This window comes from Pseudomonas sp. P1_F1_2, assembly GCF_056405815.1.
Genome location: NZ_JBFUBK010000035.1, coordinates 44,008 through 54,381 on the forward strand (window position 1 = coordinate 44,008; position 10,374 = coordinate 54,381).

At 58.4% G+C, this 10,374-nt stretch carries 13 protein-coding genes; 7 read left to right on the plus strand and 6 right to left on the minus strand.

Annotated features, from left to right (window positions below):
- Positions 1-32: 32 nt before the first annotated feature.
- The gene (locus AC1D2P_RS12950) at positions 33-1,109 is read right to left on the minus strand and encodes a 3-deoxy-7-phosphoheptulonate synthase (protein ID WP_477811459.1); all 1,077 of its coding nucleotides are present in this window, start codon (positions 1,107-1,109) and stop codon (positions 33-35) included.
- A 118-nt stretch (positions 1,110-1,227) separates the two neighbouring features.
- Entirely contained in the window at positions 1,228-1,671 is a 444-nt protein-coding gene (locus AC1D2P_RS12955) for a PilZ domain-containing protein (protein WP_046031799.1), read from the minus strand.
- On the opposite strand from AC1D2P_RS12955, the gene AC1D2P_RS12960 reads away from it, so the two are divergent.
- From AC1D2P_RS12960 to cysB, 5 genes are all read left to right on the plus strand, one after another.
- Positions 1,670-2,056: a YbbN family protein gene (locus AC1D2P_RS12960; protein WP_046031800.1), complete on the plus strand. Its 387-nt coding sequence runs from the start codon at positions 1,670-1,672 to the stop codon at positions 2,054-2,056. The genes AC1D2P_RS12955 and AC1D2P_RS12960 overlap by 2 nt on opposite strands.
- Positions 2,053-3,009, plus strand: a complete 957-nt coding sequence (locus AC1D2P_RS12965) for a putative 2-dehydropantoate 2-reductase (protein WP_477758484.1) — start codon at positions 2,053-2,055, stop codon at positions 3,007-3,009. Before AC1D2P_RS12960 ends, AC1D2P_RS12965 begins: the two co-directional genes overlap by 4 nt.
- Before the next feature lie 24 nt (positions 3,010-3,033).
- On the plus strand, positions 3,034-3,939 hold the full coding sequence (locus AC1D2P_RS12970) for a 5'-nucleotidase (RefSeq protein WP_109787132.1): 906 nt from the start codon (positions 3,034-3,036) through the stop codon (positions 3,937-3,939).
- Positions 3,940-4,033: 94 nt separating this feature from the next.
- Positions 4,034-4,537, plus strand: coding sequence for a universal stress protein (locus AC1D2P_RS12975; RefSeq protein ID WP_109787131.1), 504 nt, complete (start codon positions 4,034-4,036; stop codon positions 4,535-4,537).
- 113 nt (positions 4,538-4,650) lie between these two features.
- Positions 4,651-5,625, plus strand: a complete 975-nt coding sequence (gene cysB / locus AC1D2P_RS12980) for an HTH-type transcriptional regulator CysB (RefSeq protein WP_046031804.1) — start codon at positions 4,651-4,653, stop codon at positions 5,623-5,625.
- Here cysB and AC1D2P_RS12985 read toward each other — a convergent pair.
- Positions 5,622-6,104, minus strand: coding sequence for a GreA/GreB family elongation factor (locus AC1D2P_RS12985; RefSeq protein ID WP_109787130.1), 483 nt, complete (start codon positions 6,102-6,104; stop codon positions 5,622-5,624). The two genes, cysB and AC1D2P_RS12985, sit on opposite strands and share 4 nt — an antisense overlap.
- A 2-nt stretch (positions 6,105-6,106) precedes the next feature.
- Positions 6,107-6,514, minus strand: coding sequence for a hypothetical protein (locus tag AC1D2P_RS12990; RefSeq protein ID WP_477811460.1), 408 nt, complete (start codon positions 6,512-6,514; stop codon positions 6,107-6,109).
- A 124-nt stretch (positions 6,515-6,638) separates the two neighbouring features.
- Here AC1D2P_RS12990 and earP point away from each other — a divergent pair, with 124 nt between their 5' ends.
- Entirely contained in the window at positions 6,639-7,781 is a 1,143-nt protein-coding gene (earP, locus tag AC1D2P_RS12995) for an elongation factor P maturation arginine rhamnosyltransferase EarP (RefSeq protein ID WP_109787129.1), read from the plus strand.
- A gap of 48 nt (positions 7,782-7,829) precedes the next feature.
- Positions 7,830-8,399 (plus strand): elongation factor P, encoded by a 570-nt coding sequence (locus AC1D2P_RS13000; RefSeq protein ID WP_046031806.1) that lies wholly within the window; start codon positions 7,830-7,832, stop codon positions 8,397-8,399.
- Positions 8,400-8,564: 165 nt separating this feature from the next.
- On the opposite strand, the gene AC1D2P_RS13005 is transcribed toward AC1D2P_RS13000, so the two are convergent.
- Together AC1D2P_RS13005 and AC1D2P_RS13010 are read right to left on the minus strand one after the other, a co-directional pair.
- Positions 8,565-9,578, minus strand: a complete 1,014-nt coding sequence (locus AC1D2P_RS13005) for an alpha/beta hydrolase (RefSeq protein WP_223522771.1) — start codon at positions 9,576-9,578, stop codon at positions 8,565-8,567.
- A 33-nt stretch (positions 9,579-9,611) separates the two neighbouring features.
- Entirely contained in the window at positions 9,612-10,031 is a 420-nt protein-coding gene (locus tag AC1D2P_RS13010) for an organic hydroperoxide resistance protein (protein ID WP_046031808.1), read from the minus strand.
- Positions 10,032-10,374: the final 343 nt, after the last annotated feature.

Consider the following 10,374-nt stretch of genomic DNA (forward strand, 5'->3'; position numbering starts at 1 on the left):
AGCCTGGCGTTTTTGTGTGCGCTAAACGTTGATCAGTTGCGGTCACGTTTTGGCAGCACGTCCTTGAGCTTGGCATGCATGCTGCGCAAGGTGTTTTCGGTGGCGGACCAGTCGATGCAGGCGTCGGTGATCGATACGCCGTATTGCAGGTCGGCGARGTCTTTCGGGATGGCCTGGCAGCCCCAGTTCAGGTGACTCTCGACCATCAAGCCGATGATCGACTTGTTGCCTTCCAGAATCTGGTTGGCGACGTTCTCCATCACCAGTGGTTGCAGGGCCGGGTCCTTGTTGGAGTTGGCGTGGCTGCAATCAACCATGATGTTTGGCTTGATCTTCGCCTTGTTCAGCGCTTGCTCGCAGAGCGCGACGCTGACCGAGTCATAGTTCGGCTTGCCGTTGCCGCCGCGCAAGACCACATGGCCGTAAGCGTTGCCCTTGGTGGTGACGATCGACACGCCACCCTCCTGGTTGATACCCAGGAAGCGGTGCGGGCTGGATACCGATTGCAGGGCGTTGATCGCCACTGTCAGGCCGCCGTCGGTGCCGTTCTTGAAGCCGACCGCCGAAGACAGGCCGGAAGCCATTTCGCGGTGGGTCTGGGATTCGGTGGTGCGTGCGCCGATGGCCGACCAGCTGATCAGGTCCTGCAAGTATTGCGGGGAGATCGGGTCGAGGGCTTCGGTGGCGGTCGGCAGGCCTTTTTCGGCCAGGTCCAGCAACAACTGGCGACCGATGTGCAAGCCGTCCTGGATCTTGAACGAGTCGTCCAGGTAGGGGTCGTTGATCAAGCCTTTCCAGCCGACGGTGGTGCGTGGCTTCTCGAAATACACGCGCATGACCAGATACAGGGTATCGGACACTTCGGCGGCGAGCACTTTCAGGCGCTCGGCGTATTCGTGGGCGGCCTTGATGTCGTGGATCGAGCAAGGCCCGATGACGACGAACAGGCGGTGGTCGGTGCCATCCAGAATGTTGCGAATGACTTCGCGGCCCTTGGTGACGGTGCGCAGGGCAGCGTCGCTCAGGGGGATATCGCGCTTGAGCTGATCAGGAGTGATCAGAGTCTCGTTGGAGGCGACGTTTAGGTCGTTGATCGGTAAATCAGCCATCGTTTACTCGTCAGGTCACGGGTGCCGGCCGCCAGCGAACCCGCGCGGCGGAGCACAGCAAATTAAGCGCGTCGGGGAGCCGAACCTTAGCGCGTTATCCGCCTGCTCGACAATGGGTTTAATCCAGCATTGGCTGCGCAAATGCCTTGCGTACGGTGTCGTGAGAGAACTCGTCGGCATGCTGCTGGACCCATTCGAGGGCCAGCGCCTGAATACCCTGTAAGTCGTCATGCGCGTCATGCAGGCGGCAATAGCGTTCGATCTGGCACACCTGCTCGCCCATCCGGGCGCTGAACAGCATCTGTTCATCGACGAAGGCAATGCCCACCAGATAGCCGCGTTTGCGTCGCAGGCACCAGGCTACATAGCCCAGATAACGCATGTCGGGGTTCAAGGTGGGCATGCGCACTTCCAGCGCCGTGCCGTGGCGCCAGGCCCGGTGATAATTGCAAGCCATGCCCCCGAGGCTGATAGTGTGCAAGCGCTGTCGCGAGATGCACTCATGCGTCAGTAACGTTAATTCGACGGGCACATCGTCAGGATGAGGAATAAAACGTCCCATGAACACGGACTCCCTGTGTCGGCCATCTGACATTGTTTCCCCCAGTATAGTGGTCGAATTGGAACTGACCGATTTCGATGCCGACCAACGGCTGCTGGCGATGAGCGGCGTATCCCTGGTGATTTTCACCAGCGTCGGTTGCGCCAGTTGCCGATTTGCCCGTGAGCAACTGCCAGGGCTCGATCTAAACGTTGATCGACTGTGCTGGATCGATGCCGGGAACAATGGCGGGGTGGTCGAGCGTTATCAGGTTTTTCATTTGCCAGCGCTGTTTGTCGTGCGCGACGGCGAGTTTTTCGGGGCACTAAAATCGCGCCTGACCGGTACCGAACTCAATGAAGCGGTCGGGCGGGCGCTGATGAAAACAGCAGAGGAGTTGCCATGATGGGGGCAGTCACCAAGCCGACAATCGGTGTAATCGGAACCGGTGCAATCGGCGGGTTCTACGGGATGATGCTGGCGCGTGCCGGTTTCGATGTGCACTTCTTGCTGCGCAGTGAGTTTTCAGCGGTGGCCGAGCGTGGGCTGCAACTCGACAGCGCGGTTCATGGCGCGCAGACATTGAACCCGGTGCAGGCCTATTCGTCGGCCGAAGACATGCCGCCCTGCGACTGGTTGCTGGTGGGCGCAAAAACCACCAGCAACGCGGACCTGGCACCGGCGATCCTTCAAGCCGCAGCACCCAACGCCAAGGTGTTGGTGTTGCAAAATGGCCTGGACGTTGAAGACAGTCTGCGTGAGAGGCTTCCCGATTCGCTGCATGTGCTCGGTGGGCTCTGTTATATCTGCGTACATCGCGAGGGTCCGGGTGTCATTACCCATCAAGCCCTTGGCGCGGTGCATGTCGGTTACCACAGCGGCCTCGCGGCCGATGAGTTAACGCGCACCGCAATTGTCGAGGAGGGTGTTGGCCTGTTCCGTACGGCCGGCATCGATTCCCAGGCCATGGCTAACCTGCACCAGGCGCGCTGGCAAAAACTGGTCTGGAATATCCCTTACAACGGCCTGTCGGTGTTGCTGGGAGCCAGCACCACGCCTTTGATGGCCGATGCCGACAGCCGGGAACTGATCAAGGCCTTGATGGCCGAAGTGGTTCTGGGGGCAACCGCCTGTGGACACGACGTGCCGGCCGGTTACGCCGACCATCTGTTCATGGTGACCGAGAAAATGCCGGATTACTGGCCGAGCATGTACCACGATTTTCTGCACAAACGACCGCTGGAGCTGGCCGCGATTTACGCACGGCCCCTGGCGGCGGCCAAAGCGGCGGGGTGCGAGTTACCGCTTATCGAGGCCTTGTATCGCAGTTTGAGTTTTATCGATCGACGTAACACCTGAGTCGATCAATCTGGGGGGAAGGGCATGGTAAAGGGCATAGACGACAAACTGGTGCTGGCGATTTCTTCGCGAGCACTGTTCGACCTGAGCGAGAGCCACAAGGTTTACCTGTCGAGTGGCGTCGAGGCTTACCGGCAATATCAGATTGAACACGAAGACGAAATCCTCGAGCCCGGTGATGCCTTCCCTCTGGTGCAAAAACTCCTGAACCTCAATACCCATCTCGGCCGCTCACGGGTCGAGGTGATCCTGGTGTCGCGCAACAGCGCCGACACCGGTTTGCGGGTGTTTAACTCGATTCACCATTATGGGCTGGCGATTTCTCGTGCGGCGTTTGTCGGCGGGCGCAGTCCTTATCCGTATCTCAAAGCCTTTGGCTGCGACCTGTTTCTGTCGACGCATGCCGAAGACGTGCGCAGTGCGCTGGACGCCGGTTTCGCGGCAGCAACCATTTTGTCGGGCGGTGCCAGCCGCGCGGCCAGCGATGAATTGCGGATTGCCTTCGACGGTGATGCGGTGCTGTTTTCCGACGAGTCGGAGCGTGTCTACCAGTCTGGTGGCCTGGAAGCGTTTCAGGCCAGCGAGCGCGAAGCCGCCCGTGAGCCGTTGCGCGGAGGGCCGTTCAAAGGCTTCCTGGCAGCTCTCAATCTGTTGCAGCGCGAGTTTCCCGACGACGACTGCCCGATTCGCACGGCGTTGGTCACCGCGCGTTCGGCGCCGGCCCATGAGCGAGTCATTCGCACGTTGCGCGAATGGGACATCCGGCTGGACGAGTCGCTGTTTCTGGGTGGCCTGACCAAATCGGCCTTTCTCGAAGCCTTTGCCGCCGACGTGTTTTTCGACGATCAGGCCGGTCACTGCGAATTGGCCCGCGAAGTCGTCGCCACCGGTCATGTCCCGCATGGCATAAGCAACGAGCAAAAGATTTAAGCCCATCGTTCAACGCGTTACGCAGAGCATCGCACTCGCCAAGGCACTGCTAAGCTGAATCAATCTCCACCATGTTGGCTCGCGAGGAGGTCATATGATTCGGTCGATGCTGTATGCCACTGACCTCGGCCTGTACGCACCGTTTGTAATGCAGCACGCCTTGGCGCTGGCGCGGACATTCAATGCCGATTTGTATGTGGTGCATGCGGTTGAACCTATGGGCCTGTTTGCCGAGTCGGTGCTTCAGAGTTACCTCGATGAGCAGGCGTTGAACGAATTTCACAGCCAGGGACTGAGCACGGTGATTGCCAGTATCGAGCAGCGGGTGCTCGACAGTTTTCGCGAAGAGTTGGGGGACGAAGGGGAGCAGGACCTGGCGCGGATTCAAGCCGTGCGGGTGCTACAGGGGGATCCGTCGCAAGTGATTCTCGACCAGGCGCAGAAACTCTCGGTGGATTTACTGATCGTAGGTAGTCACAGCCATGGTGCCGGCGCGGAAACGCCTTTGGGCAGGACCGCCGCACGCGTGTTGCAGCTGGCGAGAGTGCCGGTTTATCTGGTGCCGCTGGTGGAGCGTCGCCGCCAAGGTGATCGCTAGAACACGAATAGTGGCAATTTGACAAAAAAGTTCTAGATTTATTCTTCACGCCATTAATATAGTTATATACCGTCGCTGATGCCCGTGGCGTCTACCTGCTTTGAGGGATTCATATGAAGCTTCAACAATTGCGCTACATCTGGGAAGTGGCGCACCACGACCTCAACGTTTCCGCTACCGCCCAAAGCCTTTACACCTCGCAACCGGGTATCAGCAAGCAGATCCGTCTGCTGGAAGACGAATTGGGGGTTGAGGTTTTCGCTCGCAGCGGCAAGCACCTGACCCGTGTCACCCCGGCCGGCGAACGCATCATCACGACCGCTGGCGAGATTTTGCGCAAGGTTGAAAGCATCAAGCAGATCGCCCAGGAATTCTCCAACGAGAAGAAGGGCACCCTGTCGATCGCCACCACGCATACCCAGGCGCGTTATGCGTTGCCGCCGGTGATCAGCAGTTTCATCAAGCAGTATCCGGACGTTGCCCTGCACATGCACCAGGGTTCGCCGATGCAGATCGCTGAAATGGCCGCTGACGGCACTGTGGATTTCGCCATCGCCACCGAAGCACTGGAGTTGTTCGGCGACCTGGTGATGATGCCGTGCTATCGCTGGAACCGCTGCGTCGTAGTGCCCCAAGGCCACCCGTTGACCAAGCTGTCGAAGCTGACCCTCGAAGCGCTCGCCGAATACCCGATCGTGACTTACGTGTTCGGTTTTACCGGCCGCTCGAAACTCGACGAAGCGTTCAGCCATCGCGGCCTGACACCCAAAGTGGTATTCACCGCCGCCGACGCTGACGTCATCAAGACGTATGTGCGCCTGGGCCTGGGCGTGGGTATCGTGGCGAAAATGGCGGTCGATGCCAAACTCGACAGCGATCTGGTGGTGCTCGATGCCAGTGAGCTGTTCGAATCCAGCATCACCAAGATCGGCTTCCGTCGCGGCACTTTCCTGCGTGGCTTCATGTGCGACTTCATCGAGAAATTTGCCCCGCACCTGACTCGCGAAGTCATGGCTAAAGCCATTGCGTGCCACAACAAGCAAGAACTGGAAGAGCTGTTCGACGGCGTCGAACTACCGGTTCACTAGACCACCTCTGTAACAGAAAACTGTTGCCGGGCACCCGCCACCAGAATCTCCACGTCATCCCCTTCGTATTTGCCCAGCAGGCTTTTGCCCAGCGGCGAACGGGGGGTGATGACGGTAATCCATTGCCCCACCAGATCGACCTTCAGACCAGCGGCATCGGGGGCCAGAAATAGCCATTGCTCGCGGCCTTTTTCGTCTTCCAGGCCAAGCAATGCGCCGACCTCGATGCCGCGCTGATCGTCATAGGGGCGCAATGTCAGGTTCTGGCACAGCGTCAGTGACTGCCTGATTTCTTCCACCCGTCTGGCCTGTCCGGCCGCCAGATAGGAGGCTTCCAGGCCCAGGGTGTCGTACTTGTTTTCGGCGATGTTCTCTTCGTGGGTCGCGGTTTCGTACGCGGTTTGCGCGGCACGTTCGGCGATGTCGAGATCAACCCGCAGCTTGTCGAGAATCAATTGGTGGACGGTCTGTTTGTTCATGGTCAATCGCAAAACTGCAGGACATTGGCGCGGCTTTTTTCGCTCGGCGCGGTATGGTCCTGTTGCAGCCAGAACTGGCATTTTGGATTGGACAGATTGCGGCTGCTGCTGCGGGCCTGATCCATGCGTACCTGCTGCTCGTTCTTGCGCAGGTTCTCTTCATATTGTTCGAACAGCGGGCTCTGCGGCGGAATGTCCGGTACCGGTTGCACCACGGGCGGTTTGGCCAATTGCTCCACGGCGGCGGCCACTGGCGCCAGTTGCTCGCTGAAAAACAGGCGAGAGACGAGCCAGCAGGTCAGCGCGATGGCGAGAAATCCCAGCCACAATCCGAGGGCAATGCTGCCGATCAGTTGCAAGGCATTAGGCTGGATCTGCAACGTGCGGCGCGGAGTGGGACRAAAGGGCATGGCTGCCTCCTGGCGGATGGTCGCGGGATAGTGGCGATTGTCGCACGAAGATTAATCGCCGTCGGCTCTTCTGCGCGAGGTAATTTATGCGGACAATTGGTGCCTTTGCCAACGGGAATCCGCAATGCCTGAACTGAAAACCCGCTGGGATATTTTTTGCACCGTGGTCGACAACTTTGGCGACATCGGCGTGACCTGGCGCCTGGCACGACAGCTGGTGGCCGAGTACCCGGTCGACGTGCGTTTGTGGGTCGATGACCTGCGCGCCTTCGAACGCCTGTGCCCCCAGATCGATATCCATGCGGCGCAGCAATCGCAGGCCGGTGTCGACGTGCGCCAATGGCCGGCAGCGTGGTTGGCCACCGAGGCGGCGGATGTGGTCATCGCCGCGTTCGCCTGCCAGTTGCCAAGTGCCTACATGGACGCCATGGCCGCACGGGAAAAACCGCCGCTGTGGATGAATCTCGACTATCTGAGCGCCGAGGATTGGGTGAGCGGTTGCCACGGTTTACCGTCGGTGAAATACAAAACGGTGCAGAAGTACTTCTTCTTCCCGGGATTCCACAAGGGCACCGGTGGTTTGTTGCGTGAAAAAGGATTGCTTGAGCGTCGACGGCAGTTTCAGCAAAGTCGCGAGGCGCAACGAGAATTCCTTCAAGGCCTGGGGATAGATCCGGCCCCGAATGCCCAACTGATTTCGCTGTTTGCCTATGAAAATACCGGGCTGTCGAGTTGGCTGGACGTGATGGCGGCTGATCCGTTACCTACGCATTTGCTGGTGCCCGAAGGGCGCATTCTCGGCGATGTCGAACGCTGGCTCGGTATTGAAGGGTTGGCAGCAGGCGCTCTGCATGTCCGCGACGGATTGACCGTTCAGGTGCTGCCGTTCGTCCGACAGGATCAATACGATCATTTGCTCTGGTGCTGCGATTTCAACGCTGTGCGTGGTGAAGATTCATTCGTCCGCGCTCAGTGGGCGGGCCGGCCAATGCTCTGGCACATCTATCAGCAGGAGGAAGACATCCACCTGGACAAGCTTGAAGCCTTTCTCGAGGTGTACACAAAAGGCCTGTCCGCCCCTGCCAGCGAGGCGATCAGCGGTCTTTGGCGCGCGTGGAATGCGGGGCATGATATGTCCGGCCACTGGCGCATGGCCCGTAAACACTGGCCAGAGCTGCAAAAACACGCCGAGGCGTGGTGTCTGGAACAAGCCTTGCAGGCTGATCTTGCCGCAGCGCTGGTACAGTTTTATGTAAATTGGATATGATACGCGGCCTAGATTTTTGTAAATCCCATCCAAATTCGGATATTCGTAATGAAAACTGGTAAAGAACTGAAACCCGGGATGGTGATCCGTCTCGAAAACGATCCTTGGCTGGTTCAGAAAGCTGAATTCACCAAGTCGGGTCGTAACAGCGCGATCATGAAGACCAAGCTKAAAAACCTGCTGACCGGTTACAAGACTGAAATCGTTTACAGCGCCGACGACAAACTGGACGACGTAATCCTCGACCGTAAAGAAGCGACCCTGTCCTTCATCAGCGGCGACGCCTACACGTTCATGGACACCACTGACTACACCATGTACGAGCTGAACGCTGAAGACATCGAAGCCGTTCTGCCTTTCGTTGAAGAAGGCATGACCGATGTTTGCGAAGCGATCTTCTTCGAAGAGCGTCTGGTTTCCGTAGAACTGCCGACCACTATCGTGCGTCAGGTTGACTACACCGAAGGTTCCGCTCGCGGTGACACTTCCGGCAAGGTGATGAAGCCTGCCAAACTGAAGAACGGTACCGAGCTGTCGGTTGCTGACTTCATCGAAATCGGCGACATGATCGAGATCGATACCCGCGAAGGCGGTTCCTACAAAGGCCGTGCTAAATAAGCACTGCTTCAGGAATGAAAAAGCCCGGCCATTGAGCCGGGTTTTTTTATGCCTGAAAGGTGAAGATCATAAGATTCGCAGCCTCGTTTCACTCGACAGCTCCTACAAGGAAATGCAAAACCCATGTAGGAGCTGTCGAGCGAAGCGAGGCTGCGATGCTTTACTTCATTTCAAATGTTGCTTGAGTTCTTGCGACGCCTGCAGCATCGCGGAGCGCACCGCTGGCACCTGACTCACCACGTTAAGCAAACCGTAGTCGTGGATCATGCCGTTGTAGCGAACCGACGTGACCGGCACCCCGGCCTCATCGAGTTTACGGGCGTAAGCTTCACCTTCATCGCGCAGAACGTCGGCGCCCGCTGTCTGCACCAGCGCAGGTGGCAAGCCCTTCAGTTGTGCGGTGGTAGCCCGCAACGGCGAGGCGTAAATCTCATTACGCTGCTTGGCGTCGGTGGTGTAGTTGTCCCAGAACCACTTCATCATGTTTTTGGTGAGGAAGTGCCCCTCGGCGAACTGGTTGTAAGACGCCGTCTCGAAGCTCGCATCCGTCACCGGCCACAACAACACCTGGTATTTGATAGCCGGCGAGCCCTTGTCTTTGGCCATCAGCGCAACGACTGCCGCCATGTTGCCACCGACACTGTTGCCGGCCACGGCCAGGCGTTTGCCGTCGACGTTGATCTCTTTACCGTGCTCGGCCACCCATTGGGTCGCCGCATAAGCCTGATTGATCGCCACCGGGTAGTGCGCTTCCGGGGACGGGGTGTAATTGACGAACACCGCCGCAGCCCCTGAGCCGACTACCAGATCACGGACCAGTCGTTCGTGAGTCGGGAAGTCCCCCAATACCCAGCCACCGCCGTGGAAGAACATGAACACTGGCAACTCGCCCTTGACTCCGGCCGGCCGGACGATGGTCAGGCGCAGCGGTTGGCCGTCGACTTGAATGGTCTTCTCGCTGACATCGGCTTTTGGCAGCGTCAGTTTTACCCCGGATTGCGCACCCACCAGTACGGCGCGCGCGTCTTTGGGGGTGAGCTGTTCCATCGGTTTGCCGGTGCCGGCATTCAGAACGTCGAGGAATGCCTGGGTGTTGTGTTCAACACCCTCGCCCGCGAACGCGTTACCGATGGACAGGGCGAGAAGGGTGCCGGTCAAGACTTTGCTGAAAGTGTTCATGTTCGTTTCCTGTACGGGCCTTGGGATCAACGGTTAGACGGTAACGTGCAGGCGCACATCGACGTTGCCACGGGTGGCGTTGGAGTACGGGCAGACCTGGTGGGCGGCGTCGACCAGGGCTTGCGCATCGGCTTGTTCCAGGCCTGGCAGGCTGATGTGCAGGTCGATGTCCAGGCCGAAACCGCCAGGGATTTGGCCGATGCCGACATGGGCAGTGATCGAGGCGTCGTTCGGGATGCTGCGTTTGGTCTGGCTGGCGACGAACTTCAGTGCGCCGATGAAGCAGGCGGAGTAGCCGGCTGCGAACAGTTGTTCAGGGTTAGTCGCTGCGCCGCCGGCACCACCGAGTTCTTTCGGGGTGGCAAGTTTGACGTCGAGGATGTTGTCGCTGGAAACAGCACGACCATCACGGCCACCGGTGGAAGTTGCGATTGCGGTGTAGAGAGTTTGCATGGTGTGAGCCTCATTTTGGTTTGGGTGTTTTGCGCTAAATATTTGCGCGCTAAGTAAGTGCGAGGTGAATGTATCGCGCGAATATTTAGTGCGCAAGATAAAATTTTGAAAAAGTTGTGTTCGAAATTTTGGCGGATGATGTGAAGGGCCGAGCTAGAGCTTTGGAGGCGGGATTTTCAGGGCTGAAAATTTTTTCTGGGAGGGGGGCGAACGTGGCTGGAAGGGTCGCCACAAAACCAATGTGGGAGATTCTATGTTGCAGGGGAACCCTGCAGCCTTAAATTTGGCTGGTATTCGCTCTGGTTTTTCATGAGAGCGAATGCCACCCGGCATAGCTTGCGGG

Excerpts from the sequence above, each read along its gene's own strand:
- AC1D2P_RS12960 (WP_046031800.1), top strand. The coding sequence starts at position 1,670 with ATGAACACGGACTCCCTGTGTCGGCCATCTGACATTGTTTCCCCCAGT.
- AC1D2P_RS12955 (WP_046031799.1), bottom strand. The coding sequence starts at position 1,671 with ATGGGACGTTTTATTCCTCATCCTGACGATGTGCCCGTCGAATTAACG.
- AC1D2P_RS12965 (WP_477758484.1), top strand. The coding sequence starts at position 2,053 with ATGATGGGGGCAGTCACCAAGCCGACAATCGGTGTAATCGGAACCGGT.
- AC1D2P_RS12970 (WP_109787132.1), top strand. The coding sequence starts at position 3,034 with ATGGTAAAGGGCATAGACGACAAACTGGTGCTGGCGATTTCTTCGCGA.
- AC1D2P_RS12975 (WP_109787131.1), top strand. The coding sequence starts at position 4,034 with ATGATTCGGTCGATGCTGTATGCCACTGACCTCGGCCTGTACGCACCG.
- cysB (WP_046031804.1), top strand. The coding sequence starts at position 4,651 with ATGAAGCTTCAACAATTGCGCTACATCTGGGAAGTGGCGCACCACGAC.
- AC1D2P_RS12985 (WP_109787130.1), bottom strand. The coding sequence starts at position 6,104 with ATGAACAAACAGACCGTCCACCAATTGATTCTCGACAAGCTGCGGGTT.
- earP (WP_109787129.1), top strand. The coding sequence starts at position 6,639 with ATGCCTGAACTGAAAACCCGCTGGGATATTTTTTGCACCGTGGTCGAC.
- AC1D2P_RS13005 (WP_223522771.1), bottom strand. The coding sequence starts at position 9,578 with ATGAACACTTTCAGCAAAGTCTTGACCGGCACCCTTCTCGCCCTGTCC.
- AC1D2P_RS13010 (WP_046031808.1), bottom strand. The coding sequence starts at position 10,031 with ATGCAAACTCTCTACACCGCAATCGCAACTTCCACCGGTGGCCGTGAT.